Here is a 26,905-nt window from a genome sequence, read left to right on the forward strand (position 1 = left end):
TCAATCCTCTTTACCGGCCTTGAACAAAAAATCCTTTTCGGCCTTCGAAAGGCTCTCATAGCCAGACTTGCTTATTTTGTCCAATATTGAATCTATTTTTCTTTGGTGGCCCGCTTTATTATAATCCAATTTTGAATTCACATCGACTTTTTGCTTACGGTGCACGGTATGCATCGGAGCTTTCTTTACACGCTCTCGTGAAGACCTATCCCTTTTTTTGAAAAGATTGGAGATACTGTCCAAAAATTTAGAAAAGCCCTCCCCTATATCTCTACCATCAAGCAATTGTCGCGCATAAAAATAGCCCAAAGCGGCCCCACCCAAGTGGGCCAAGTGGCCACCAGCGTTGCCCATAGGTATCTGAACAAGGTCTATCAAAACCACAAAAACACCGACCTGCCACAACTTGACATTGAAAAATATGACCCTTACCTCTTGATTGGGAATATAGGCGCAAACAAAAATAAGAATAGCCGTGACCCCTGCGGACGCCCCAATGAGCGCCGTATTATTTCCCAACAGACCTGGAAATACATTATAACTCAAAAGAAAAATCAATCCCCCAAAAATAACACCCAAAAAATAGACATTGGTAAAACGCTTGGGGCCGAAAAGGTTCAAAAATATCCTTCCTGCAAAATAGAGCAAAAGCATGTTCCAAAAGATATGTCCCAAACCACCATGGAAAAAAGAATAAGTCACCAAAGACCAGGGTTGGCCAACAAAATCAAGAAAGTCCTTGGGCAAGTGAAACCATTGGTCAATGGCCGTTTTCGAAAGTCCGAAAAGAAAAGGCACCAGTGCATTGATGATAAAAACAAGCACGTTAATAGCGATGAGTTTTTCGGCTATGCTCAAACGGGCAAATTGATATCTAAGGTTTCCGCTGGTCATCGATCCCATCTTCTATTGTTAAAACTGTTTTTTTTCCAGTACCACATAACAACAAAACCGATTACCGCACCCCCGACATGCGCCATATAAGCTGTATTGCTAGGGCTAAAGAACGATTGGCCCGAAATGGCCGAAACTAGGTCCAATAAGATAATTCCCGGAATGAAATACTTTGCCTTTATAGGTATGGGCAGGAAAATCATCATCAATTTTGCATCCGGATTCATCATTCCGAAGGCGGCCATTACTCCCATGATACACCCTGAGGCACCCACCATTGAGGCGTTGTAAATTGGAAAAACCTCCCTTAAATTCATAAGTTGGGCATTTGATAGGTCGCCGACGGTTTGATTCGTCGCCAACATTTGCAAGATTTGATCATTGCTCAATCCTGAGTCGATCAATTCAGAAAACGGAGGTAAGAAATTGAAATAATAATACCCCAATTGAAAAAGTACCGCTCCAAGTCCTGCCGAAAAATATAAAAACAAAAAGCGATTTTTACCCAAGCTCTGCTCCACCGGTGTCCCGAACATCCAGAGCGCGAACATATTGAACCCAATATGCATCAAGTTACCGTGCATAAACATATGCGTTACAATCTGCCAAAGTTGAAAATTGTCATTCTTTGGAAAATGCAAAGCGAACCACTCGTACATTTGGTCTCCATAAAGTGAAGTGGCGACAAAAAATAGTGTGTTGATAATCAGCAAATGTTTAATGGCCTCCGTCAGTCTTCCCATCTAAATAAATTTTTTGTCAATATCATTTTCTGTTATCGTTACGTATATCGGTTTGTTAAAAGGGCTGATATTTGGCTCCTTACACGCAAACAGGTCATTGACCAGGGCCAATTGCGAATCATTGTCCAATAACTCTCCCGTCTTCACCGATAATGATTTTGCCAAGGTTTTCGATATAATATCGATCTGCGAAAAACTGTTGCCATCGACCCCCATCTGATGATCGCTGATCAACTGGTCCAAAACCATATCCACCTCGCTTTCAGGTACCAAAACCGGTAAGCCGGTTACTTGAAGCGAATCGTCGTTCATGGAGCCGAACATAAAGCCAAGTGTACCAAGGCTATCCTTCATTTCCTTAAGAAAGGTCATGTCATTTTTCGAGAAGGTCAGTGATAAGGGAAACAATAGTTGTTGGCTGACCGTGTCTTTCACGGTACCGTTGCGCAAGAATTTTTCATATAGAATACGTTGGTGCGCCCTGCTTTGGTCAATAACTACCATACCCGATTTTATAGTGGTAACGATATACTTTCTTCGCAATTGAAAGGTCGTTGCGACCGCTTCCAAACTTCCATGTTGCCCTTCGAATATAGAACCGGTATTGGCATCCGATTCAAAATGAACACTACTGAACGTATCATCTTCGACCTTGGTTTCTAGGCCAACATACATGCTTTCCCAACTTTGGGCCTTTTCCTTGCGGAATTGTTTAAAAGCAGTACCCGGCCTATTTTCATCTTTGAAAGGATTGAATCGTGCATCTACGGTTACCTTCGGTACGATTGCGCTCTTATCTTTATACGAATAAGGGGTTTCGAGGTTCTGATCCGATTCGAAATCAAGTGACGGCATCATATTGAACTGCCCTAAGCTATGTTTTACCGTCGACCTTAAAATGGCATAAAGTGTATGTTCATCATCGAATTTCACCTCGGTCTTGGTTGGATGAATGTTGATGTCGATAGATGAAGGGGCTACCGTTAGGTAGAGAAAGTAACCGGGGTGCGTGTCAGATTTGATCAAACCTTCAAATGCCGCGACCACGGCATGGTGCAGATATGGACTTTTGATAAAGCGATCGTTCACGAAAAAAAACTGTTCACCCCTAGTTTTCTTTGCAAATTCAGGTTTAGCGATAAAACCCGAGATTTTGACCACTTGCGTATCTTCTTCAACAGGAACCAATTTTACATTGGTCTTATTGCCAAAAACATGAACGATACGTTGCCTATGATTGCTCTGCGGCAAATTGAAAAGTTCATTTCCATTATTGTACAAATGGAAGGATATATTAGGGTGGGCCAAGGCCACCCGATGAAATTCATCGATTATGTGTCTAAGCTCGACCGGTGTAGACTTCAAAAAATTTCGTCTCGCAGGAATATTAAAAAACAAATTCTTTACCGAAATCGAAGTTCCTTTGGGTGTTACCGCAACTTCTTGAAAGATGGTCTTGCTCCCCTCTATCTTTAAATGCGTACCCAGTTCTTTGTCTTCAGGTCTGGTATGCATATCTACATGTGCAATGGCGGCTATCGATGCCAACGCCTCGCCCCTGAAACCTTTGGTGTGCAGTTTGAAAAGGTCTTCGGCCTGACGTATTTTTGATGTTGCATGACGTTCAAAACTCAAACGTGCGTCAGTTTCGCTCATACCGACACCATTGTCGATAACTTGAATGAGGTTTTTTCCGCCTTCTTTGATTATCAACTTGATTGTCGAACTTTTGGCGTCGATAGCATTTTCAAGCAACTCTTTGACCACCGATGCAGGGCGCTGTACGACCTCACCAGCCGCAATCTGATTGGCAACATGATCTGGCAAAAGTTTAATGATGTCTGCCATTATTTACCGAAGAAGATGGATAGATCAAAATCTATGATGTATAGAAAAATGACAATCAGGACAGCGAGTATAACCACCATGCGAAGTTTAAGGTTGCGGTCGCCTTCTCGGCGCATATCTGACATGGCATTGCCAAACTTACCTTTTAACCCTCTAGGTGCATCTACCGTACTGCGGAATTTATCAAACTTATGTTCTAGCTTGTATGGATTGCCCTCACCCTTATCATCAAAATAGCGGGGTTGATAATTGTATTTTTTATTGCCTCTAAGCCTCGTAAATTTATTCAGCATACCCATTGATTCAAAGTTACTCAAAATCAAAAAATATGCCGTGTCAGGAAAGCCAAAATTTGTTAACAGGTATCAGGAGTACGAAGTTAGAAGTGCGAAATGAGAACGGTTCAGGAATTTGAACCCAGGGCACCTATTTTCAGAGCGAGGCCATTTTTATCGCAGCAATGGCCGCCTCGGCACCCTTATTGCCATGTTTGCCCCCGCTACGATCCTTGGCCTGTTGGATCGTATTATCGGTCAATACACAAAAGATAACCGGAATACTCAAATGAATATTGAGGTCTTTAATGCCTTGGGCAGCGGCATTGCAAACGAAGTCGAAATGTTTTGTTTCACCCTGTATCACGCTTCCAATGGCGATTATGGCATCAACGTCATGCGTTTCTGCCATTTTTTTGGATCCAAATGTAAGCTCGAAACTTCCGGGGACGTTCCAACGAAGTATGTTTTCATCAACCGCCCCACAATCCAAAAGGGTCTCATGAGCCCCATTGTACAAAGCCTCGGTTATTTCTTGGTTCCATTCAGAAACAACGATCCCAAACCGAAAATTCCTCGCGTTTGGGATCGTTGCCTTATCGTAGGCCGATAAATTTGTGTTCGCCGTGGCCATTAGTTCGTGTTTTCGGCCATTCCGATAAAAGCATCTATCGAACGGGCCTCATCTGAAGAAGAAAATCCATCCTTGATTTTTTGAAAATGCTTCAGGGCCTTATCCCTTTGTCCCAGTTCCAAAGCGGTTACCCCTGCTTTGTACAAAAATTTAGGGGTGGTATAATCATTGGTACTAAGTGCAATGGCACTTTCATAATAACCCAAAGCATCTTCAGGTTGTCCCAACTGCATAAAGGCATCGCCGATTCCCCCTTTCGCCAAGGGACCCAATATATCATCGTCGGAAGAAAAATCCTCTAAATGGTCGATCGCTTCCTGGTATTTGTTCATGTTCAAGTAAGCCATTCCGGCCGAATAGCTGGCCAAATTAGATGCCTTAGTACCCGGGTATTCATCAATAATATCCAAAAACCCATATTTGCCCTCTGCTCCTTCCAAGGCAAGATTGTACAAAGAATCCTTGGCCGCAGTGTTGGCCAATGCCTGCTCAAAATACTGTTGGGGATAAAGCAATTCGTTCGTTGCTTCGGCATCTTTTGGCTTTTGAACGAATTGAACATAGGCCAAATATCCCAATACACCGACCGCGATTACCCCTATCACGCCCAAGATATAATTTTGGTTGTTGGCGACCCATGCCTCGGTTCTCGAAGCGCTCTCATCCAATGTGCTAAAAACTTCCGCTGTGGTGCTTTCATGCTCATCAAATTGCTGTTGTTCCGCTTTGCTCTTGGGTTTGTGACCTCTTTTTTTATACGTAGCCATTGCTGTTTTTATTGATCGCGCAAAAATAAAGTTTTTATTGAAATCGTGAGGGATAATTATTCGTTATTTTTGGATATTTTGCGGCCATTTTGGCTTTCGACCACATTTAAATTTGAGCTTTTGGAATGTTTTTAAACCACTTGGCCTTAATAAACTACAAAAATTTTGGTTCCCAAACTTTCGATTTTGACACAAAGATCAATTGCTTCGTAGGTTCGAACGGAGTGGGAAAAACCAATGTGCTCGATGCTATTTACCACCTTTCTTTTGGCAAGAGTTATTTTAATCCGGTTGCTACCCAGAACATAAAACATGGTACCGATTTTTTTGTCGTCGAAGGTGATTTTACAAAGAACGAACGAAGCGAAAAGATAATATGCAGCCTCAAAAAGGGCATGCAAAAAGTCATAAAACGCAATGGAAAAACCTACGACAGACTTTCAGACCATATCGGTTTTCTGCCCTTGGTGATCATTTCACCTGCCGATCGCGATCTTATCATCGAGGGTAGTGAGACGCGACGAAAGTTTATCGATGGTGTTATTTCACAATCCGATAAAAGCTACCTGCAAACCCTGATCAAATACAACAAGATTTTATCTCAGCGCAATGCGCTGCTGAAGTTTTTTGCGGCCAACCACACTTTTAATATGGAAACATTGGCGGTGTACAATGAACAACTTGCCCGGTACGGTACACCGATTTACGAAAAAAGGGTGGCGTTCATGAAACCTTTTATTGAAATTTTCAAAGAGCAATACCGGATAATATCGGGAGGCAACGAAGAGGTTACCCTGACCTATGAGAGCAAACTGTCTTCGGAAAACCTCTATAAGTTATTGGAAACCAATCTCGAAAAAGATAGGGCATTGCAGTATACCGGTACCGGTATCCACAAAGACGACCTTAGTTTTGAAATAGCAGGCCATCCTATTAAAAAATTCGGGAGCCAGGGTCAACAAAAATCTTTCTTGATCGCGCTGAAGTTCGCACAATTCCATTTTATCAAAGAATTGTCGAAGACCACCCCGATCCTACTCCTCGACGACATTTTCGATAAGTTGGACGAAGACAGGGTAGGCCACATCATAGCCCTAGTCGATAACGAAAACTTCGGACAGTTGTTCATCAGCGATACCCATGCTGAACGAACCGAAAATGTGGTCAAAAAAATTCACCAATCCTATAAAATCTTTAAATTGTAGTATGCGGATATTTGTTTATCTAGGACTGTTTTTGCTAATCACCGGATGTAAAAAAGAGATCCATAAGAAAGACATGGATATGCTGGCCGGTTATTGGGAAATAGTACAGGTTACCTTTCCTGATGGCAACAAGAAAACATATAATGTAAATACGAACATCGATTATTTCGTGCTTGATGGGGAAGCCGGTTTCCGTAAAAAAGTGCAGCCCAAACTAAATGGAACTTTCGAAACCTCTGATGATGCCGAACCCTTCGCAATAATCGAAACGAAAAACGGGCTTGCTATCCATTATAAAAATGCTATGAGCGAATGGATCGAAGAAATCGTTGAACTCAATGAAAATAGCTTTTCCGTTCAAAATGAAGAGGGTATGCGCTATCAATATCGTAGATTCGAACTTATAAACGTAAAAAGATAATGGCCAAACGTAGAAATTCAGGAATACCCTTGAGCGAAGGCCTAAAAGAATTCATAAAGACCAATAAGCTCGAAAAAGGCATTGACAAAGTAAATGCGCGTGAAGCCTGGGCCAAATTGATGGGAAACGGGGTAAACAATTATACTACCGCCATCGAACTGCGCAATGAAACGCTTTTCGTATCACTTTCATCTTCGGTACTCCGTGAAGAACTCGGCCATGGAAAAACGAAGATCGTTCAGATGCTCAATGAAGAGCTCGGCAAGGAACTGATAAAAAAATTGGTACTCAGATAGACCGTATTCTTGGCTAGACCCAGCAAAACGGCCCGGCAAATTTTGAATTTACCGGGCCGTTTTTTTATCATCGCATGGGTCGATCAGTCTAGTAGATCTCCCTTCCTGAAAAATGAAAGGCACCCTCGATAGCGGCATTGGCATCACTATCTGAACCGTGTACCGCATTCTCGCCAATATCTTTGGCATATAGTTTTCTGATCGTACCTTCAGCCGCTTCGGCAGGGTTGGTGGCCCCGATAAGGGCGCGGAAATCTTCAACGGCATTATCTTTTTCCAAAATAGCCGAGACGATCGGGCCGCGGGTCATGAAATCGACCAGTTCACCAAAAAATGGGCGTTCTTTGTGGATTGCGTAAAACTCTTGGGCATCCCTCCTGCTCAATTGGGTATATTTCATGGCAACGATCTTAAAACCGGCGGAGGTAATTTTTTCCAATATGGCCCCAATATGGCCATTTTCAACCGCGTCGGGCTTGATCATCGTAAACGTTCTGTCTGTTCGCATGTTAAAAATTTTGCGCAAAAGTACGGTTTATTTGAGAATCGGCAACAATTAATACGATTGTTGGATTTGTTGCAAGATTCTACCGTTATCACCGACAATTTGAAATTGTACTTCCTTCGATTCAAAATCAAAATGAAGCAACCCAAAGCTTTCGGTAAAGACCACCTCTCCTACCCGAAACGGATTGGGTTCTCCGCTGAAGTCTTTGTACGCGTGCGTTAATCCGCTACTGGTAAAATCGATAAGTGGGTATGGTAAATTTTTTATGGTGGTTCTGGAAAATTCAGAGATATGACGATCCCCGGAAAGAACAATGACCCCATTTGCCCGTGAGTAGGCTATCACTTGCTTAAGCCTATCGACTTCATGGGGAAAATTGCCCCAGCACTCGAAACCATGCTCGTTCGACAATACCTGAATACTACTGACAATTATGTTGAAATCGGCTTTCGAGCCGGTCAATTGGTTCTCTAGCCATTGCCATTGTTCTTCACCTAATACAGTTCCTTCTCCATATAAGTTCGGCTTTGTACGCTTTTTGGTTTCATTGTCAGGGGTCAGGGCCGTTCTAAAATAACGGGTATCCAAAACCAATACCTTTATCGTTCCTTTTTTGGTTTTGTAATCATGCGAGGCATACACTCCTTTCCGAAATCTTCTCGGACTTTCTTTAGAAACACCCATGAAATCAAGAAATTCTTGCTGACTTTCGTCTTTCGCACCGAACTCAACGCCCCCATCGTTCAATCCATAGTCATGGTCGTCCCATGTACCGATAATTGGTATTTTTCCGCGCAACGCGGCATAGGCGGGAACTTGGTTTTGACCGACATACATTTTCCGCAGTAGTTGCATATCTTCAGTATCTGCATAAATATTATCTCCGCCCCATATCCATATGTTGGGTTCGGCAGCCAAAACATCATCCCATAAACGATTTTCGATATCGGTTTTATTGCAAGAACCAAAGGCAATGACAAAATTGTCGTTTTTGGTCTCATTTACTACCTCGCCGACATTACGCTGCAATTGGCATGCGAGCATAAAAATGGAAAGTGCCGCTATAAACATTATTCTCTTCATCCCATATTGTTAGGCCACGACAAAAATAGCCTTTAAAGTTTTTTAAATCGTATCTTTGCCCTCATGAATTTTGAGGATATTCAAACCGTCAAGAAACTACTGTCGGTACCGCAAAAAATTGTGATCGTTCCCCATAAAAATCCTGATGGCGACGCCATCGGTTCTACTTTGGCATTATGGCATTTTCTTAACGACATGGGTCAAGAAGCTACGGTCATTTCCCCGAACGATTATCCCAAATTCCTCAAATGGATGCCTGGTAACGATAGAATTCTGAATTTCGAAAAAGAAAATACCCAGGCAAGGGATAAAATCGAAAATGCAACATTGATCATTACACTAGATTTCAATCATTTGGGGCGAATTGGCCAAATGCAATCTTTTTTGGAGCACTCAAACGCTACGTTCATTATGATCGATCATCATCAAGCCCCCGATGACTACGCCAAGGTAACGTATTCCGATGTTCATATGAGTTCAACTTGTGAAATGGTCTATAATTTCATCGAATTCTTGGGCAATACGGATAAAATTACCGCCGAAATCGCCAATTGTATTTACACCGGAATAATGACCGATACCGGTTCTTTCAAATTCGCATCGACGACCAGCAGAACACATCGGGTCGTTGCCGACCTGATCGATAAGGGAGCCAATAATACCGCAGTGCACCACAATGTTTATGATACAAACTCCCCTGGCAGATTGCATCTTTTGGGCTGCGCACTTAAAAATATGGTCATAATCAACGATCATAAAACAGCCTACATCACCCTGAGCCAAGAAGAGTTGGATAATCACCAGTTTCAAAAGGGAGATACCGAAGGTTTCGTGAACTATGGCCTTACTTTGGAAGGTATTATCTTCGCGGCGATTTTTATTGAGAACAAAGAAGAAGGAATCATTAAAATATCTTTGCGTTCGGTGGGCGATTTTTCGGTTAATGATTTTGCCAGAAAACATTTTGATGGCGGAGGGCACGATAACGCATCAGGAGGGAAAAGCGAACTGTCATTGGCCGAAACAACCCAAAAATTTGAGTCATTGCTAAAAACGTATAAAGAATTGCGGGCATCATGAGACACTTTTTTAAAGCATTATTGATTTTTTGCCTGATCGTAAATTGTGGAGGGCCTGAACCGCGAAGACCTGTCAAAGTAAAATCGAGCACCTATTTTGGGGGCGATATCGAGCGTAACAAAAAACTTTTGGCCGCCGAAGAAAAATTGATCAAAGATTACATTGCAAAAGATTCGTTGCACCTTTATGAACCGAGTGCAAGCGGGTCATGGTATTTTTACCACAAGACCAATGAAAGTTCTGACTATACCCCACAACCGGATGATTTGGTGACGATGACCTATAACATCATGGGCTTCGACAACGATACGATCTATTCGCAGGAAGAAATCGGCGTAATAAAATATAAAGTTGACAAGCAGGAACTTTTTCAGGGTATTCGTCATAGTGTCAAAATATTGAAAGAAGGTGAGACCGCCACATTTTTATATCCATCTTCCTTAGCTTTTGGTTATCAAGGCGACGGTGATCGTATTGGCGTCAATTTGCCCATAAGGTCAACAATTACAATTCTAGAAATCGAAAAACAAGAAGAAATTATTCAAAATTAAATTTTAAGATAATGAGAAAAGTTTATTTGTTATTTACAGCCGTGGCCTTGGGCCTGTCGGCGTGCAAATCAAGTCAGCGAGCCGATCTTGGCGATGGCCTGTTCGCAGATATAAAAACGAACAAAGGCGAAATCATCGTGCGGCTAGAACACGACAAGACTCCGATTACGGTAGCCAATTTTGTTTCGTTGGCCGAGGGCACAAGTCCCTTTGTAAGTGAAGAACACAAGGGTAAAAAATTCTACGACGGCCTTACCTTTCATAGGGTGATGAAAGACTTCATGATACAGGGTGGCGATCCTATGGGTACCGGCATGGGTGGTCCTGGCTATAAATTTAAAAGTGAATTAATAGACTCGTTACGACACGACAAATCTGGAATATTATCAATGGCCAACTCTGGCGGTCTTACAACGAACGGAAGTCAATTCTTTATTACCCACAAGGCCACACCATGGCTCGATGGTTATGATGAAAATGGTTTTCTCAAACCCTGTGAAAACCCAAGGGTTGGTTGCCATACGGTTTTTGGTGAGGTTGTTGAAGGCTTGGCGGTCGTTGATTCGATTGCGAACGTCCAAGTGAATGACCAGAACAAACCACTTGAAGCAATAACCATGGAAACGATCAGTATCATCAGAAATGGAAAAGAAGCTAAAAAGTTCGACGCCATTCAAATAATGACGGATTATTTTGCCGAGGAACAAGCCAAGCTGGACGCCGAAGAAAAACTAAAAGCCGAATTCGTTGCCGAATTGAACTCTGATAAAGAGAAGGCCGAAGAACTACCCTCTGGTCTCAAAATTCTTAAGATCACCGAAGGGGAAGGTGAAAAACCGAAAGTCGGACAAAAAGTAAACGTATTCTACGCAGGCTATTTGCCCGATGGCACCTTGTTCGATAGTAACTACGAAGAAGTTGCCCAAAAATTCGGAAAGTTCAACGAGCAAAGTAAGATGCAAGGCGCATACGAGGCCTCGGTCATGGACTACTCACCTGATTCCAGATTGGTTGCCGGCTTTAAGGAAGCCCTGCTTACCATGAAGGTAGGCGACAAGTTCCGGTTGTTCTTGCCCCCACATTTGGGATGGGGCGCACAGGGTGCGGGACCCATTCCCCCGAACTCGGACACTATTTTTGATCTTGAGATAGTCGGAATCGCGCAGTAACCAAAGACACTATTCCAAAGAGGCTGAAACCTAAATTAACAAATCAGGGGTTCAGCCTTTTTATTTTTCGGGAATATCTTCAAGAACGGCCAAAAGAAATTTCCAGAATTTTTGTACCGATGAAATACTTACGCGTTCATCAGGTGAATGCGCCCCTTTAATAGTGGGTCCGAAACTGATCATGTCCATTTTAGGATAGTTCTGTCCCAAAATCCCACATTCCAAACCTGCATGACAGGCCACCACTTTAGGTGATTCATGAAAAAGACTTTTGTACTTCGCTTTTAAAACTTCCAATATGGGCGAATTCGGATCGGGGTTCCAACCCGGGTAATTTCCTGAAAATGTAACATCCATACCTGCAAGTTCGAATATCGAACGCAGCGAATGGGCCAAATCCAGCTTTGCAGAATCTACCGAAGAACGCGTTAGGCATCCAACTGTAATAGTTCCGTCCTTGACCAGAACCCGTGCTATGTTGTTCGATGTTTCCACAAGATCAGTAATCGAGGCACTCATTGCGTACACTCCATTGTGGGCGGCATAAAGCGATTTTAAGAGTTTTTCCTGTGTGCCCAAACCGATAACCTTTTTCGGAACGGGTGCTTGCGTCAATTGAATTTCCAGATCAGGTTCCGTTACCGACAATTCTTCCTTAACCACGTTCGCCCAAATACTCAGTTGTTCTTCAAATTCAGTTGTCCGGGACTTGTCGACAACAATATGTGCAACACTTTCGCGGGGAATGGCATTTCGAAGACTACCTCCGTCAATTTCCGCTATTCGAGCATTGAATTCGTTCGATGCAAGATAGAGCAGACGGTTCATGATCTTATTCGCATTGCCAAAACCACGGTGAATATCAATACCGCTATGCCCTCCGTGAAGGCCCTTGACATTCACCCAATATGCCTTTATGCCCCTAGGAACAGGTTTTTCATTGTATGGTTTAACAGCAGTTATATCCAACCCTCCAGCACAACCGATATCGACCTCGTCATCTTCCTCGGTATCAAGGTTGAGCAATATTTCACCTTTTAAGACATCACCCTGCAGTCCCATCGCCCCTGTCATTCCTGTTTCCTCGTCAATGGTGAACAAAGCCTCTATGGCCGGATGGGGTATGTCATCGCTCTCCAACAAGGCCATGATCGCGGCTACCCCAAGACCGTTATCGGCCCCCAAGGTAGTACCCTCGGCTTTGACCCAATCACCTTCGACACGCATCTGAATGCCTTGGGTTTCAAAATCGAAATCGGTATCAGAATTCTTTTGGTGCACCATATCGAGATGTGATTGCAATACCGTGGTCTTTCGCCCTTCCATTCCCTTAGTGGCAGGCTTGCAAATTACTACGTTTCCTACCTTGTCCTTAATGGTTTCAAGGTTCAAAGACCTACCAAAATCCATCATAAATGTTATGACCCTTTCTTCTTTCTTCGAAGGCCTTGGCACCTTGTTCAGGTTGGCAAAATTCTTCCAAACGGCTTTGGGTCGCAATTGGCCGATATCCTTGTCCATTATCATTTTTTTAGGATTTCAAAAGTAAGGATAGAAAAAGTAAAACGCTATTTTTGAACGAATGAAGAATAGGTTAAGAATTGCCATCGCCCTTTCAATACTTCCCCAGGTACTTCTCGTCAAATGGATGGGCAGTCATCCCGATTTCGTTGAAAAGTATTATAGTAATGGGTTATACCCTATCATTTCAAAATTTTTCAGATCTCTTTTCGGGTGGATTCCCTTCTCGTTCGGTGACATCGCCTATTTTATATTGGTGGTATTGGCCGTTCGATATCTAATAAATTACAGAAGGGCTGTTCGCAAAAGGCCCCTTGCCTTTCTCATCAATATAGGTATGGTAATTTCTGTAGCCTATTTTACTTTTCATTTACTATGGGGAATGAACTATTACCGACAACCTATTTATCAGAAATTCGATCTTGGCCCAACCTATACGAAAGAAGAACTGGTTTCGTTCACCGAAAACTTGATAGTGAAAACGAATCAAATTCAATTTCAAATAACTTCCGATAGCAGTCAAGCCGTAAAAGTGCCCTATTCGAAAAAAGAAATTTTTCAGAAGACTTTCGAAGGTTATGGAACATTGGCCGAACAGATACCTTTTTTGGATTATTCGCGGCCCAGTTTGAAAAAATCGATGTTCAGTCTACCCCTTACCTATATGGGCTATGGCGGTTATCTAAATCCTTTTACGGCAGAAGCCCAGGTCAATGCCAAATTGCTTCCGTTCAGGTTTCCGGTGGTCGCAGGGCATGAAGTCGGCCATCAACTGGGATATTCTGCCGAAAACGAGACCAATTTTATCGGCTACCTGGTTACCGTGAACAATGACGATATTTATTTCAAATATGTGGCCTATGCCTATGCACTGGCCTATTGCCTGGGCGAAGTTCAACGTATCGATGACAAACTTTTCAACGAGCTGTACGACAAACTCAATATCGGTACCCAGAACAACTACAAAGAGGCGAACGACTTCTGGGCATCTTATGAGAACCCCCTAGAACCTATTTTCAAATCGGCGTACAGTACTTTTCTCAAGGCCAATAATCAGGCCGACGGCATCATGAGCTACAACTATGTGGTTTCGCTATTTGTCAACTATTACAAGAAAAATCCGCTTTAGTTATAAAAGGAAGCCCAGAAACTTGAAATGGTTTTTGCCTTTGGTATAAAAAAATAGAAAACACGACCTGATTTCGTCGTACTTGCCTTATTTTTAGAGTGGCTAATCAACTAATGTAAGACCCTATGAAAATGAGACTACTCTTCCTCGCCGTTTTTTGGTGCGGATGTTCTTTACTTGCCCAAGAATACTTTCCGAAAAACGACGGTGTCAAATCAAGAAATAACAACTATACGGCATTCACCAATGCAAAAATTTATGTCACTCCCACCCAAATTGTCGATAACGGCACCCTTTTGATCCAAGATGGAAAGGTGGTCGAAGTTGGCAGAACGGTCACGCTGCCAAAGAATACCATTACTATCGATTTAAATGGAAAACATGTTTATCCATCCTTTATCGACATCTATTCCGATTTTGGGTTAGAGAAACCAAAGCAAGCACCGGGAAGCGGGCGTTCGCCGCAGTATGCACCCGAGCGCGAGGGTTTTTATTGGAACGACCATGTTATGCCCGAAAACAATGCCATCTCAAAATTCAAGTTTGACGATAAAAAAGCCAAGGAATTGCGCGAAGCCGGGTTCGGTACGGTAAACACGCATATTCAAGACGGAATCGTCCGCGGCACGGGGGTTTTGGTCACCTTGAACGAAGAAGGAAACGATGGGGATCGCATAATCGATGATAAATCGGGCCAATACCTATCGTTCTCAAAAAGTGTGGCGAAAAGACAATCTTATCCCGGATCATTGATGGGAGCCATGGCACTATTGCGTCAAATGTACCATGACGCAGAATGGTATGCGAAAGGAAACATCGATACCAAAGATCGATCTCTTGAGGCCTTGAACAGTAACCGGTCGCTAGCCCAGATTTTCGAGGCCAAAGACAAGGGCAATGTGGTTCGCGCCGATAAGATCGGCGATGCATTCGGAATTCAATACGCCATTTTAGGCGGTGGTGACGAATACCAAAATGTGGAAGACATCAAAAAAACGGGCGCCAAACTGATACTTCCCTTAAATTTTCCGGATGCATTTGATGTTTCAAATCCATATCATGCTGAATACGTTTCGTTGAAAGACATGCGCCATTGGAACCTCGCACCGACCAATCCGAAGGTATTGGCAGATAATGGCGTGTCATTCTCGTTCACCTTGCATGATTTAAAGTCGCCTGCCAATCTTAAGGAAAAAGTGCTAAAAGCAATCGAATACGGACTTTCTGAAACCAAGGCCTTGGAAGCATTGACCACTGTTCCTGCCCAAATCCTGGGCCAATCGAACAAGATTGGGTCACTGCATACCGGTGCCTATGCAAACTTCTTGATTGCCTCAGGAAATATTTTTGACAAGGGTACGACACTCTATGAAAATTGGGTCCAAGGAACAAAAAACACCATCACTTCGATGGATCTAAAGGATATAAGGGGAAAATACCATCTTGAGGCGGCGGGTAGTACCTATAAGATATCCATAACCGGTGAAATCAATAAACCCAAGGTCGAGGTAACGCAAGATACCGTAAAGCTTGGTTCCAAATTGAGCTTCGAAGACAATTGGCTGAACCTTTCTTTTGCCACGCATGAAGGTGAGAAAAACTATCGTTTGACAGCGCTCGCCGAAATGGACTCGCAAGACCTCAATGGCAAATTGGTCTTGCCCAATGGCGATGAAGCGACCTTCAGCGCCAAAAAAATGGAGGCTTTTTCGGAAAAAGAGCAGGAAGACGACGGCGAAAAGAAAACACCCGAATTAGTGCAGGTTAGTTATCCCATGGTCGGTTATGGTTACAAGACGAAACCTAAAGCGGAGGACATTCTCTTTAAAAATGCCACTGTATGGACAAGTGAAGCAACGGGCATTCTTGAAAATACGGATGTTCTCGTCAAAGACGGAAAAATTGCCAAAATCGGCAACAACTTGAATGCCGGAAGGGCAAAGATCGTTGATGCCACGGGCAAACATCTAACTTCGGGCATTATCGATGAACATAGCCATATAGCGGCCCTTGCCATCAATGAAGGTGGGCACAACTCTTCGGCCGAGGTAAAAATGGAAGATGTCGTCGACCCTGAAGATATGGGTATCTACCATGACCTTGCCGGCGGAGTGACCACCATTCAATTGCTTCACGGTTCTGCCAACCCTATTGGGGGGCGTTCGGCAATTTTAAAATTAAAGTGGGGCGAAAGTGCCGACGAAATGGTATACGACAATTCGCCCAAGTTCATAAAATTCGCACTCGGCGAAAATGTAAAGCAAAGTAACTGGCAGAGTTTTGCCCGTTTTCCGCAGACGAGAATGGGCGTCGAACAATTGTTCGTGAACTATTTTCAAAGGGCAAAGGAATATGATGCCAATAAGAAAAGTGGAAAGCCCTATCGGTATGACGAAGAGATGGAGACTTTGGCCGAAATCCTTAATGGAGAACGGTTTATCAGTTGCCATTCTTATGTGCAGAGCGAAATCAATATGTTGATGAAAGTCGCGGAGAAATTCGATTTCAAGGTCAACACCTTCACGCATATCCTAGAGGGGTACAAAGTAGCCGATAAAATGGCCGAACACGGCGTCGGAGGTTCTACTTTCAGCGACTGGTGGGCCTATAAGTTCGAAGTGAACGACGCCATACCCTACAATGCCGCCATTATGCACAGCCAAGGAGTGACCGTGGCGATCAACAGCGATGATGGTGAGATGTCACGGCGTCTGAACCAAGAAGCGGCAAAAACCGTCAAGTATGGTGGTATGGACGAACTGGAAGCTTGGAAAATGATTACGATAAATCCTGCAAAGCTATTGCACATCGACAATCGCGTAGGCAGCATCAAAGAAGGTAAAGACGCCGATTTAGTGCTGTGGTCGGGCCACCCATTATCTATCTACACCAAGGCCGAAAAGACGATGATCGATGGTGTGGTCTACTTTGATCTCAAAAACGACGAACTGCAACGTGAAGCCATCAAGCAAGAACGTAACAAGTTGATCGGTATGATGCTCAGGGAAAAGGAAGGGGGTGCCAAAACGCGCACGCCAAAACAGAGCAAAAAACAACAAATGACATGCGAGACCATGTAATGGTCGGTTATTAAAAGCTAATCACGAAAAAAATGAAAAAAGCAACCAATCTGATAATTCTTCTGGTATTACTGGCAGTTACCGGCCGGGCACAGCAAACTCCGGGTCCTGTTCAAAAAGAGGCTATTTCCATTGATGGTGCAACGGCCCATTTGGGCAATGGCCAGGTCATCGAAAATTCCCTTATCATGTTCGAGAACGGCAAATTGACCTTTGTTGGTAGCGCCAATGCCAAAATCGCTCGCAAGGGCAAAATCATCAAAGGCAAGGGAAAACATGTCTATCCCGGATTCATTGCCATGTCATCTGCATTGGGCCTTGTGGAGGTCGATGCCGTGAGAGCCAGTGACGATCAAGATGAAATAGGCGATTTTCTACCTCATATTCGCAGTCAGATCGCCTATAATGCCGAATCGAAAGTTGTAGAAAGCATGCGGCCCAATGGCGTCTTGTTGGGGCAGATTACCCCGAACGGGGGGCGTATTTCGGGCAGTTCATCTGTAATGCAATTCGACGCCTGGAATTGGGAAGACGCCGCCATCAAGGTCGATGATGGCATTCACCTTAATTGGCCAAGTGCCTTTCGAAGAGGGCGTTGGTGGGCTGGCGAGCCTCGAGGTTACCAACCGAACAAAGACTACAAAAAACAAATCGATGAAGTGACTTCTTTTATCAAGAATTCATTGGCCCATGGCAAAGATTTAAACGGCAAAAAAAACCAAGCCTACGCGGCAATGCATGGCCTATTTGATGGATCGAAGAAATTATACGTACATGCCGATAGTGAAAAGGAAATTGTCGACGCCGTAAGCCATGCCAAAAACAATGGGGTCAAGACTGTTGTCATTGTTGGCGGGTATCATGCCCACAAAGTGACCGACTTTCTAAAACAAAACAACGTGGCCGTGGTCGTGCGTGCCCCCCATAACCTTCCTGCTTTTGATGATGATGACTATGATTTTCCCTATAAACTTCCCAAACTATTGGCCGATGCCGGATTGCTGGTTGCCCTTCAAACAAGGAGCGAAATTTTTCAGGCCCGTAATCTACCTTTTTATGTTGGTCAGGTGGCCGGGCAAGGATTGGATCCTGAAAAAGCCCTGCAGATGATTACCTCGAACGCTGCCCAAATTCTAGGAATCGACGATTCGTACGGATCACTTGACGTAGGCAAGAGCGCAACCCTGTTCGTTTCTGAAGGCGATGCCCTCGATATGCGCGGCAATCAACTGACCCATGCGTTTATCGATGGTAGGGATGTTTCCCTTGAAACACATCAGACCGAACTGTGGAAGCGCTATATGGGAAAATATGAAGGGGAATAATAAGTGCGATAAAAGCTGAGGAAAAACCATTCTTAATACCTTTCATTCTTTATCATTATTAGCACAGAATCAAAAAACCCAAGGGATTTCTATACAACTTGGAACAATCGGCAATGGTCCGAAATTATTTCTGGGGCGAAGCTATGGTAATTCCTGTCGGTATCTGGATTTCAACAAGTTGTAAGTTTCTTTGAATTCAAAACTCAAGTTTTGATAAATGGCACCAACTCACCCTTATCGTAAATTCCATCTCGAGGCTCCAAACGGATAAATCCGTTCAAGTTGGCCAAACTGGTCAAATCGCCGGAGCCGTTCTCGACAATCAAATGGGCATGAAGACTTCCGTTTTTCCAGAACGTCCTAACTTGTTTGAAAAGTGTTAGGTCGGTTTTATTTTGGATAGGCTCAGCAAGAACCACCTTTCTCTCTGGATAATCGACACGCAATGCTTTGTACAACCATGGGAGGAAATAAATATGGTAATTCGCAAAAGTCGAAACGGGATTACCGGGAAACGAAAAAATCGTTGTTCGGCTTTCTTGATGCAAACCGAACCAAAAGGGTTTGCCAGGGCGTTGGGCCACACGATGAAAAACTTTTTCGACACCCAATTCTTCCAATACTTCGGGAACAAAATCAAATTTCCCTTTGGAAACACCACCACTGAGCATCAATACATCGGATGTTTCCATTACTTTTCGAATGGCCTTCGAAATCATTTCTTTCTCATCGGTCAAATGTATCAGGGCGGCGTTAATTCCTTGCTTTTGTAAAGCAGCTTTCAAGGAAAGTGAATTCGACTTTCGTATTTGATGCGGCAATGGTCTTTCATGAACCTCGACAAGCTCATTACCTGTTGAAATTACCGTCACTTTGGGCAGTTTTTTGACCAAAACCTCTGATTTTCCTACGGAAGCCAATACATTGATGGCTCCTGCCGAAATTTGTTTGCCGGGTTCCAATAGAACAGCTCCCTTGGGACTATCACTGCCCTGATAATGAATGTCTTGTCCCTTGTTTGGCAGTTTGGTCACGGTGGCCCATCCCTCTTGAATTGTCAGATGCTCGTACATGATTACAGAATCGGCATTTTCGGGCACTACGGCCCCTGTCATTATTTCCAGACAATTATTGACATTACTTAATCTTTGTTGGGGAGTTCCGGCGGCGGCCACTCCCTCGATCTTAAATCGGGTACATCCGTCTTCGATAGCGAAATAATTGATGGCAATGCCATCTTTTGTAGCGCGGTCGAAAGGCGGAAAATCACGATCGGCAAGAATATTTTCGGCAAGTACCCGGCCCATACTTTCAAGAATAGCAACTTGCTCATCGCCAAAATCGAAAGTGTTGTCGAGTACTTTTTTATAAGCTTCCTGAAATAAAATCATTGATTTTCATATTTTTTGTACAAGTACCTTTACCAAACCCCCAGCCCATTGATCAATAAAACACGGATCCCAACAATGAATACCAAAAGGGCGGTCACGCGCTTAATGCCATTGGGGGATAATCTTTTTAGGCTCAAACGAATACCCAATTGTCCACCAAAGAAGACACAAGCCGCCAAAATCAGGGTTTCCTTCAAAGGAAGCTCTAAAGTTCCTGCGGATATCAATCCTATCAATCCGGAAATCGAATTGACCAAAATGAAAAAACTGGCCAAGGCGGCAATTTTCAAAGCCCTTCCCCACTGTAAATGATTTAGAATCGGTGCAAGGAAAATACCACCGCCAATACCAACGAGCCCCGACAACAATCCTATTGCACCACCAATCAAAAAACTGAACCCCTTGGGATATGTTTTCGTTCGTTCCGAACCAACATTCGCCGAAAAAGTCTGGTAAGCCAACGCCAATGACGAAACGATCAGCGAACACCCCAATATAATGAAGAATACTTTTTCGCTCAACCGAAATGTAGCCCCTAAGTAGGCCAAGGGAACACTACTGATTACGAAAGGTAAAAAATCCTTTAGTTTGGCATGTCCGTGTTTGAAATACAAAAAAGTACTGCCCGATACCACGACCAAATTGCAGATCAAGGCAATAGATCGAATCGGAAAGAAGGAGACAAAAAAAATGGCCAACAAAGCCAAATAACTGGATCCACCTCCGAACCCTACGGAAGAATATAACGTCGCCACCACAAAAAAACCGAGGCACAAAAGAACAAGGTGCTCACCCGAGATCAGCATAAGTGTGCAATTTACTCATTCCGCCATTTACGTTTACGAAAGTTTTTTGTGGATACCATTCCTGTAAGAGGGCTAGTGCCTTTCTGCTTCTGATACCTGATTGACAGAGCAGATAAACAGGTTTGCTCAAATCGATTTCTTCTTGGCGTTCTTTCAATTCTGACAATGGAATGTGCTTGGCCATTTTGAGATTGGCAAGACTATATTCTTCATCTGTACGCACATCGATTAACTCAATTTCATTATCTGACAACAAGGGCATCAAACCTATTGCTTCGATCGAGTGCATTTTTTCATCACAAGCAAATTCATAACTATTGGCCAGTTCTGAAATTTTCAGGTTGGCTTCTACTTTATTGAATTTTATCTTTTGAATGCGCTGCGAGAGTCCATCGTATAACAACAATCTTCCGGATAGGGGCTCTCCGATTCCCGTAATGATTTTTATGGTTTCAAGGGCCTGAAAATTTCCAATGATTCCTGGTATGATCCCCAATACCCCATGTTCATTGCAATTCGGAACCTCATCTTCTTTCGGCATATCTGGGTAAAGACAGCGGTAGGTCGGCCCTGCTTCGAAATTGAATACGCTCACCTGCCCTTCATAGCCGTGCAAAGCCCCATATACAAAAGGTTTGCCCTGAACGACACAGGCATCATTGATCAAATAACGAGAGGGGAAATTATCTGTGGCATCGACGACTAAATCATATTCTGCTATAATCTGAAGTGCATTTTCCCTATTCAAGAAATCCGTGTGCGGAATCAAGTTGGTAGTCGAATTTTGCCGTTGTAATTTTTTTACGATGACCTGAACTTTGGCTTGCCCGACATCGTTCTCACCATATAAAACCTGCCTGTGCAGGTTCGATATAGCCACGGTATCATTGTCAACAATGCCCAAAGTTCCGACACCAGTCGCGTTCAAGTAAGTCAAAACAGGTATGCCAAGTCCTCCCGCTCCGACCACCAATACTTTGGCATCGGCCAATTTTTGCTGTGCTTCGGGGCCAAAGTCCTTTAAAATAACCTGTCTGTTGTATCGTTCGGAATTCATGTAGTCAGTTTTGACAGCGCTTCTTGATAATCCTCTTGCGAATTGGCATTGAGGATGACGTTCTCATTATTGGGAAAGACCAATTTCGTTTCATTATTTATCAAAAACTTTCTCGGGCAAGTGCCATTGCCAGCCTCGAGATAGGCCACCGCAGTCTTAAGGCCTTCGGGCTCCCAAATCGCACAGAGGGGTTCGGGCAACGGGTTCTCTTTATTGGCAAATGCAGTAGCGAATTTGCCTGAGTCACGTTCCTGAACCAATTGTTCTAAAGACGGCAAATCGATCAACGGCAGATCACAGGCCAGTACTAGCCAAGCCGCCTCAGGGTGGCGTTCGTGAGCGGACAGTATTCCGTTAAAAGGCCCTCTAAACCTATCTTTGTCGGTAAGTGTGGCGTAACCAAAAGGTACTTGGGCCTCTTGCTCTTTCCGCAGACTGATATAGGTACGTTCGCAAACTTCTCCCAATAATTGGTACAGATACTCACGTTGCGGAATACCGTGATATGCTATCAGGCCTTTGTCACTTCCCATTCGGGTACTCTTGCCTCCTGACAACACCAATCCGTATAGCTTAGCGGCTGTATTCATGCTTCCCTCCCGTTTTATATTCCAATTGAATTTCGCCTATTTTGATATCGTGCGACAGTGCCTTGCACATATCGTAAATTGTCAATGCGCTTATCGAAACCCCTGTCAAAGCCTCCATTTCGACCCCGGTTCTTTCGGTGCAACTTACTTTACACTTTATTTCAAGCGTATTATCTGATGGAGTTATGTCGATCTGTACTTTTGAAAGATTCAGTTGGTGGCAAAGCGGAATGAGTTCCGAAGTTTTTTTCACTCCTTGGATCCCTGCAATGATTGCGGTTTGAACAATGCTTCCTTTAGCCCCTAAAAAGTCCTTTTCGGCCAATGTGGAGAAAACTTCTTTCGGAAAGAATACTTTTCCGGTAGCTATTGCCATACGCTTGGTCGTTTCCTTTTCTGAAACATCGACCATATTGGCCTTGCCTTCAATGTCTATATGTGATAGCTTATTCTGCGACAATTTTTATTCCCTTTAAACGCTCTGAAAGGTACTTTGACCTAGTTCATATCAACACTTTGAACTTTTAATTTCGTATTTCCTACTTCATTCAACCTCCTATCGACGTCATTGAATTGCTGAAAACACCCTCATATTTTTGTTGTGCCTCAAAACCGGTCTTGGCACGACTACCTACCGCGTCCAAAATTAGTTTCTGCACATTTTCTGTGGTATTGGCGGATCTCATGACACTACGAAGGTTCATGCAGGGTTTGGCATACAAACAGGTAATCACATCGCCAACGGCCGAAATGCGCAATCGATTGCATGACCCGCAAAATGTTCTACTAAAGGATGGAATGACTCCAAAACTACCTACATACCCCGGAATCTTATAATTGATTGATGTAGAGGTCGTTGGCGATTCCAATTTATAGTAATCGGGGTGGTTCTTCCTAATAAATGCCAAAATCTTTTTGAAATCCCACTCTATGGAATCGAAATTCCTTGACCCACCGTTAAAAGGCATTTCCTCTAAAAAACGAACGGAAACATCAAAATTCTTGGTCAATTCGAGCATGGGCAAAATGTCATCGGTGTTTTGGCCCGACAACACTACGAAATTGGTACGCACATTAAATCCTTCGGTGATCAGCCGCATCAAATTGTCATGTACAACCTCATATTGATCGCGTCTGGTAATGCGCTCAAAGGTAGCCTTGTTAATGGCGTCCAGACTAATATTCACATTTCTGATGCCCAAAGTCTTTAGTTCGTCAATATGCGGTCCGATCAAAGTGGCGTTCGTCGTAACCGAAATATCCTGCAATCCTCTCATTTTTGAAAGATTGCGCAATAACACCATCAAATCTTTACGAACAAAAGGTTCCCCGCCCGTAATCCTGATCTTATCAATACCCTGGCCGACCAAAATCTCGCTTAGCGTCGAAAGTTCCTCGATGGTTAGCAATTTGTCGTTCTTTACAAAATCGATTCCTTCCGAAGGCATGCAATAATTGCAGCGCAGGTTGCACCGGTCGGTCACCGCCAAACGCAGGTAATTGATTTTTCGATTATGGTTGTCTACCAACATATTCTTTTTACCGCATTTTATTCAGGGATGCGCGGACACCCATACTTCTTTGTTCCTGAAAATTTCCTTTTTCCAAATGGGGACAGTTTGCTTCAGGGTATCGATGATATATCGACAGGCCGGAAAACATGCATCACGATGCGCGGATGAAACCCCCACTACGACCACAGGGTCTTCCACTTTTTTGGTCCCTACGACATGGCGGACGACAACTTTGTTCACAGGCCATTTTTCAGAGGCCTGTGTCACAGTCTTTCGCATTTCTTTCAAGGCCATAGCCTTGTAAGTCTCAAACTCCAATGCAACGACCTCCTCATTGTTCGTGAATTCGCGAACGGCGCCGATAAAAACACAGATACCGCCGCTTGCCGGATGCGAAAGTTCTTTATAAACTCCCGAGACATCCAATTCTTCAACTATCTCTAAAATAGGTTCTTCCATCAACCTCCGCTTACAGGTGGAATAATCGCTATTTCATCGTCTTGCCCCAAAGTAACATCGTCGCCCGCGTATTCACTGTTCACCGCTACGGCAAAAGAGGACAGCTTAGAAAAATCGGGATAGTCGGCGATCAACAACTCCTTCAATTCCGCGACCGATCTGGGCTGAACACCCTTCGAAGGCAAGTCTATCGAAGATCTGCCAACAATGTCTTTCGCAATGCCAAACAACAATAATTCCATAATTAAACTTTCAAAAGCACAATTTACTCAAAAAAACAGGATTCCCTACGGCTTTGTGAACACTTTGGCATTTATCAGGTCTTATACCAAACCTATAGGTTTTCGACATCCCACTTTGCTCATTGATCCGACAGGTAGGCCCCATAGCCATTAAAGAATTACATTTGCCAAAGGGAAAATTCTTTCGTTATGAGTGAAATAAAACAAATAACCAGCCTTCAGAACACCTTGGTCAGGGAGATTCTTGTTTTAAAGGAAAAATCACGGGAGCGCAGAAAGAAAGGTTTGTTCGTTCTCGAAGGCAGACGTGAATTACAACTCGCGCTAAAAGGCGGTTACGAGGTCGTTACCCTTCTGTATTGTCCAGAGATTATGCCTGCAAAAGACATACTTGAAATGAAACGAATTTTGAACGATGGAACGACGTTGATCGAACTATCGCCGAAAGTCTATCAAAAACTCGCCTACCGTGCGACTACCGAAGGGTTAATTGCCGTATCAAAAACAAAAGACCATTCGTTGACAAATCTGGCCTTAAAAAACCGCAACCCCTTAATCTTGGTAGCGGAAGCCCCTGAAAAACCGGGAAATATCGGCGCATTGCTACGTACGGCAGATGCCGCAAATCTAGATGCGGTGTTTATCGCCAATGCCAAAGGCGATATTTATAATCCGAATATCATTCGTTCGAGCGTCGGCTGTATTTTTACTAATAGTATTGCTATGGGTTCTACATCCGATATCATATCCTATTTGAAAGAACATGATATTTCTATTTTCTGTGCGGCCTTGACTGCTTCAAAAAATTACACCAATATCGATTATACCAAGGGAAGTGCAATAGTTGTTGGCACCGAATCGACGGGCCTAACATACGATTGGCTTGAGAATTCCGACCAGAATATCGTAATACCCATGCAAGGCGAAATCGATTCGATGAACGTATCGGTTTCCGCCGCAATACTTATCTTTGAGGCAAAGAGACAACGGGATTTTTCAACTCCGAACGCAATTTAGCATTACCTTGTCGATACAAACCGAACCTAGATGAGTTTCCTTTTTTATATTATCATTGCGATTTTAGTTTTTCAATTTATAGTCGAGACTTGTTTGGATGTTCTCAATGCCCGGCACTATAATGATCCGGTACCGGAAGAATTGAACGATGTCTTTGATATTGCCGAATATCAAAAATCACAGGAATACAAGAGGATCCGTTACCGATTTGGGCTCGTAAGCGCTACATTTTCATTATTGCTGACCTTGGCATTCTTGATTTTCGGCGGGTTCGAATGGGTAGATGGTATCGTTAGAGATATTACCGACAACCCTATTTTAATGGCGTTATTTTTCTTCGGAATCATAATGATCGGAAGTGATATAGTTACTACCCCCTTTTCATACTATTCGACTTTCGTCATCGAGGAAAAATTCGGGTTCAACAAAACAACATCCGGCCTCTTCTTTATGGACAAATTGAAAGGATGGCTGGTGTCGGGAATACTTGGGGGCGGAATTTTGGCGGCCATCATCTGGTTTTATCAATGGGCCGGCAACTATTTCTGGGTCTATGCTTGGGCCATTGTCGCATTTTTTACACTTTTCATGAATCTTTTTTATAGTCGCTTGATCGTGCCTTTGTTCAACAAACAGTCACCTTTGGAACCTGGCAGTCTTAAGACCAAGATTGAAGACTATGCCAAAAAAGTCGGTTTTGAGCTCAAGAACATATTCGTAATCGACGGTTCAAAACGATCGACAAAAGCAAATGCCTACTTTTCAGGATTTGGAAAAGAAAAACGTATTACCTTATACGATACACTTGTCAAGGATCTCGATGAAGATGAGATCGTAGCGGTTCTTGCACATGAGGTCGGGCATTATAAACGAAGACATATAATTATCAACCTTGCCACAACTATATTATTGACCGGATTGACTTTGTTCATTCTCTCCCTTTTTATCAACAATCCTGAAATTTCCAAGGCCATAGGGGTTACACGCCCTAGTTTTCATGCCGCCCTGATCGGCTTCGGAATACTGTACAGCCCCATTTCAGAAGTTACCGGGCTAATTATGAACTATTTCTCACGCAAATTCGAGTATGAGGCCGATGACTATGCAAAAAATACATTTGCCCCATCACCTCTTATTAGTTCGTTAAAAAAACTTTCCAGTAATAACCTGAGCAACCTCACCCCCCACCCTGCCTATGTATTCATGCATTATTCACACCCGACACTAATCGATAGGATCAAGAATCTTAGGGCATAATTTTTGTTGCTTGGTAGAAAAGATCAGCGTATTTTTAATATTC

The 26,905-nt window shown here is 43.3% G+C and carries 28 protein-coding genes; 11 read left to right on the top strand and 17 right to left on the bottom strand.

The annotated features are described in order from the left end of the window. The 6 genes from ACEZ3G_RS16155 to ACEZ3G_RS16180 all read right to left on the bottom strand — a co-directional run bounded on the left by ACEZ3G_RS16155 (nucleotide 1) and on the right by ACEZ3G_RS16180 (nucleotide 5,161). Nucleotides 1–894, bottom strand: a complete 894-nt coding sequence (locus ACEZ3G_RS16155) for a rhomboid family intramembrane serine protease (protein ID WP_432426611.1) — start codon at nucleotides 892–894, stop codon at nucleotides 1–3. Continuing rightward, the gene (locus ACEZ3G_RS16160) at nucleotides 891–1,637 is read right to left on the bottom strand and encodes a rhomboid family intramembrane serine protease (protein ID WP_432426561.1); all 747 of its coding nucleotides are present in this window, start codon (nucleotides 1,635–1,637) and stop codon (nucleotides 891–893) included. Before ACEZ3G_RS16160 ends, ACEZ3G_RS16155 begins: the two co-directional genes overlap by 4 nt. After that, a complete protein-coding gene (gene mutL / locus ACEZ3G_RS16165) occupies nucleotides 1,638–3,485 on the bottom strand; it encodes a DNA mismatch repair endonuclease MutL (protein WP_432426562.1) in 1,848 nt (615 codons plus the stop codon). Further along, complete coding sequence (locus ACEZ3G_RS16170; RefSeq protein WP_432426563.1) at nucleotides 3,485–3,784, bottom strand: riboflavin synthase subunit beta; 300 nt, start codon at nucleotides 3,782–3,784, stop codon at nucleotides 3,485–3,487. Before ACEZ3G_RS16170 ends, mutL begins: the two co-directional genes overlap by 1 nt. 133 nt (nucleotides 3,785–3,917) lie before the next feature. Continuing rightward, entirely contained in the window at nucleotides 3,918–4,394 is a 477-nt protein-coding gene (gene ribH / locus ACEZ3G_RS16175; protein WP_432426564.1) for a 6,7-dimethyl-8-ribityllumazine synthase, read from the bottom strand. Beyond that, entirely contained in the window at nucleotides 4,394–5,161 is a 768-nt protein-coding gene (locus tag ACEZ3G_RS16180) for a YfgM family protein (protein WP_432426565.1), read from the bottom strand. Before ACEZ3G_RS16180 ends, ribH begins: the two co-directional genes overlap by 1 nt. Nucleotides 5,162–5,286: 125 nt before the next feature. On the opposite strand from ACEZ3G_RS16180, the gene recF reads away from it, so the two are divergent. The 3 genes from recF to ACEZ3G_RS16195 are packed head-to-tail and all read left to right on the top strand — an operon-like array spanning nucleotide 5,287 to nucleotide 7,083. Next, a complete protein-coding gene (gene recF / locus ACEZ3G_RS16185; protein ID WP_432426566.1) occupies nucleotides 5,287–6,366 on the top strand; it encodes a DNA replication/repair protein RecF in 1,080 nt (359 codons plus the stop codon). Between the two features lies 1 nt (nucleotide 6,367). Continuing rightward, entirely contained in the window at nucleotides 6,368–6,787 is a 420-nt protein-coding gene (locus ACEZ3G_RS16190) for a hypothetical protein (RefSeq protein WP_432426567.1), read from the top strand. Next, a complete protein-coding gene (locus tag ACEZ3G_RS16195; RefSeq protein ID WP_432426568.1) occupies nucleotides 6,787–7,083 on the top strand; it encodes a DUF721 domain-containing protein in 297 nt (98 codons plus the stop codon). The genes ACEZ3G_RS16190 and ACEZ3G_RS16195 overlap by 1 nt, the downstream gene beginning before the upstream one ends. 88 nt (nucleotides 7,084–7,171) lie before the next feature. On the opposite strand, the gene ACEZ3G_RS16200 is transcribed toward ACEZ3G_RS16195, so the two are convergent. Both ACEZ3G_RS16200 and ACEZ3G_RS16205 read right to left on the bottom strand, forming a co-directional pair. Then, nucleotides 7,172–7,591 carry a nucleoside-diphosphate kinase gene (locus tag ACEZ3G_RS16200; protein WP_432426569.1) on the bottom strand — a complete coding sequence of 140 codons (420 nt, stop codon included), beginning with the start codon at nucleotides 7,589–7,591 and terminating at the stop codon, nucleotides 7,172–7,174. A 48-nt stretch (nucleotides 7,592–7,639) separates the two neighbouring features. Further along, nucleotides 7,640–8,674, bottom strand: a complete 1,035-nt coding sequence (locus ACEZ3G_RS16205; RefSeq protein ID WP_432426570.1) for an alkaline phosphatase D family protein — start codon at nucleotides 8,672–8,674, stop codon at nucleotides 7,640–7,642. A gap of 63 nt (nucleotides 8,675–8,737) precedes the next feature. Here ACEZ3G_RS16205 and ACEZ3G_RS16210 point away from each other — a divergent pair, with 63 nt between their 5' ends. From ACEZ3G_RS16210 to ACEZ3G_RS16220, 3 genes are read left to right on the top strand one after another with little or no spacing between them, the layout of a single operon-like run. Continuing rightward, nucleotides 8,738–9,754 (top strand): DHH family phosphoesterase, encoded by a 1,017-nt coding sequence (locus ACEZ3G_RS16210; RefSeq protein ID WP_432426571.1) that lies wholly within the window; start codon nucleotides 8,738–8,740, stop codon nucleotides 9,752–9,754. Next, nucleotides 9,751–10,305 (top strand): gliding motility-associated peptidyl-prolyl isomerase GldI, encoded by a 555-nt coding sequence (gldI, locus tag ACEZ3G_RS16215; protein WP_432426572.1) that lies wholly within the window; start codon nucleotides 9,751–9,753, stop codon nucleotides 10,303–10,305. The genes ACEZ3G_RS16210 and gldI overlap by 4 nt, the downstream gene beginning before the upstream one ends. A gap of 11 nt (nucleotides 10,306–10,316) precedes the next feature. After that, nucleotides 10,317–11,474 (top strand): peptidylprolyl isomerase, encoded by a 1,158-nt coding sequence (locus ACEZ3G_RS16220; RefSeq protein WP_432426573.1) that lies wholly within the window; start codon nucleotides 10,317–10,319, stop codon nucleotides 11,472–11,474. Between the two features lie 60 nt (nucleotides 11,475–11,534). Here the strand turns inward: ACEZ3G_RS16220 and ACEZ3G_RS16225 are convergent, their stop codons facing one another. Next, the gene (locus tag ACEZ3G_RS16225; protein WP_432426574.1) at nucleotides 11,535–12,995 is read right to left on the bottom strand and encodes an aminoacyl-histidine dipeptidase; all 1,461 of its coding nucleotides are present in this window, start codon (nucleotides 12,993–12,995) and stop codon (nucleotides 11,535–11,537) included. 61 nt (nucleotides 12,996–13,056) lie between these two features. Between ACEZ3G_RS16225 and ACEZ3G_RS16230 the strand changes: the two genes are divergently transcribed. From ACEZ3G_RS16230 to ACEZ3G_RS16240, 3 genes are all read left to right on the top strand, one after another. Then, a complete protein-coding gene (locus ACEZ3G_RS16230) occupies nucleotides 13,057–14,124 on the top strand; it encodes a DUF3810 domain-containing protein (protein ID WP_432426575.1) in 1,068 nt (355 codons plus the stop codon). Nucleotides 14,125–14,249: 125 nt separating this feature from the next. After that, nucleotides 14,250–17,204 carry an amidohydrolase family protein gene (locus tag ACEZ3G_RS16235; protein WP_432426576.1) on the top strand — a complete coding sequence of 985 codons (2,955 nt, stop codon included), beginning with the start codon at nucleotides 14,250–14,252 and terminating at the stop codon, nucleotides 17,202–17,204. A gap of 32 nt (nucleotides 17,205–17,236) precedes the next feature. Then, nucleotides 17,237–18,529 (top strand): amidohydrolase family protein, encoded by a 1,293-nt coding sequence (locus ACEZ3G_RS16240; protein WP_432426577.1) that lies wholly within the window; start codon nucleotides 17,237–17,239, stop codon nucleotides 18,527–18,529. 203 nt (nucleotides 18,530–18,732) lie between these two features. Here the strand turns inward: ACEZ3G_RS16240 and ACEZ3G_RS16245 are convergent, their stop codons facing one another. The 8 genes from ACEZ3G_RS16245 to ACEZ3G_RS16280 form a co-directional block, all read right to left on the bottom strand. After that, on the bottom strand, nucleotides 18,733–19,920 hold the full coding sequence (locus tag ACEZ3G_RS16245; RefSeq protein ID WP_432426578.1) for a molybdopterin molybdotransferase MoeA: 1,188 nt from the start codon (nucleotides 19,918–19,920) through the stop codon (nucleotides 18,733–18,735). Between the two features lie 29 nt (nucleotides 19,921–19,949). After that, nucleotides 19,950–20,726, bottom strand: coding sequence for a sulfite exporter TauE/SafE family protein (locus ACEZ3G_RS16250; RefSeq protein ID WP_432426579.1), 777 nt, complete (start codon nucleotides 20,724–20,726; stop codon nucleotides 19,950–19,952). After that, a complete protein-coding gene (moeB, locus tag ACEZ3G_RS16255) occupies nucleotides 20,710–21,783 on the bottom strand; it encodes a molybdopterin-synthase adenylyltransferase MoeB (RefSeq protein ID WP_432426580.1) in 1,074 nt (357 codons plus the stop codon). The genes ACEZ3G_RS16250 and moeB overlap by 17 nt, the downstream gene beginning before the upstream one ends. Beyond that, nucleotides 21,780–22,373 (bottom strand): NTP transferase domain-containing protein, encoded by a 594-nt coding sequence (locus ACEZ3G_RS16260; protein ID WP_432426581.1) that lies wholly within the window; start codon nucleotides 22,371–22,373, stop codon nucleotides 21,780–21,782. Before ACEZ3G_RS16260 ends, moeB begins: the two co-directional genes overlap by 4 nt. Beyond that, nucleotides 22,357–22,785 (bottom strand): cyclic pyranopterin monophosphate synthase MoaC, encoded by a 429-nt coding sequence (gene moaC, locus ACEZ3G_RS16265; RefSeq protein ID WP_432426612.1) that lies wholly within the window; start codon nucleotides 22,783–22,785, stop codon nucleotides 22,357–22,359. Before moaC ends, ACEZ3G_RS16260 begins: the two co-directional genes overlap by 17 nt. A 136-nt stretch (nucleotides 22,786–22,921) precedes the next feature. Further along, the gene (gene moaA, locus ACEZ3G_RS16270) at nucleotides 22,922–23,905 is read right to left on the bottom strand and encodes a GTP 3',8-cyclase MoaA (protein WP_432426582.1); all 984 of its coding nucleotides are present in this window, start codon (nucleotides 23,903–23,905) and stop codon (nucleotides 22,922–22,924) included. Between the two features lie 21 nt (nucleotides 23,906–23,926). Continuing rightward, the gene (locus ACEZ3G_RS16275) at nucleotides 23,927–24,346 is read right to left on the bottom strand and encodes a molybdenum cofactor biosynthesis protein MoaE (protein ID WP_432426583.1); all 420 of its coding nucleotides are present in this window, start codon (nucleotides 24,344–24,346) and stop codon (nucleotides 23,927–23,929) included. Beyond that, on the bottom strand, nucleotides 24,346–24,588 hold the full coding sequence (locus ACEZ3G_RS16280) for a MoaD/ThiS family protein (RefSeq protein ID WP_432426584.1): 243 nt from the start codon (nucleotides 24,586–24,588) through the stop codon (nucleotides 24,346–24,348). Before ACEZ3G_RS16280 ends, ACEZ3G_RS16275 begins: the two co-directional genes overlap by 1 nt. A gap of 189 nt (nucleotides 24,589–24,777) precedes the next feature. On the opposite strand from ACEZ3G_RS16280, the gene ACEZ3G_RS16285 reads away from it, so the two are divergent. Further along, complete coding sequence (locus ACEZ3G_RS16285) at nucleotides 24,778–25,605, top strand: TrmH family RNA methyltransferase (RefSeq protein ID WP_432426585.1); 828 nt, start codon at nucleotides 24,778–24,780, stop codon at nucleotides 25,603–25,605. A 30-nt stretch (nucleotides 25,606–25,635) separates the two neighbouring features. Then, on the top strand, nucleotides 25,636–26,862 hold the full coding sequence (locus tag ACEZ3G_RS16290; protein WP_432426586.1) for a M48 family metallopeptidase: 1,227 nt from the start codon (nucleotides 25,636–25,638) through the stop codon (nucleotides 26,860–26,862). Nucleotides 26,863–26,905 lie beyond the last annotated feature (43 nt).

This window comes from Meishania litoralis (assembly GCF_042611095.1).
GTDB classification, from domain to species: domain Bacteria; phylum Bacteroidota; class Bacteroidia; order Flavobacteriales; family Flavobacteriaceae; genus Meishania; species Meishania litoralis.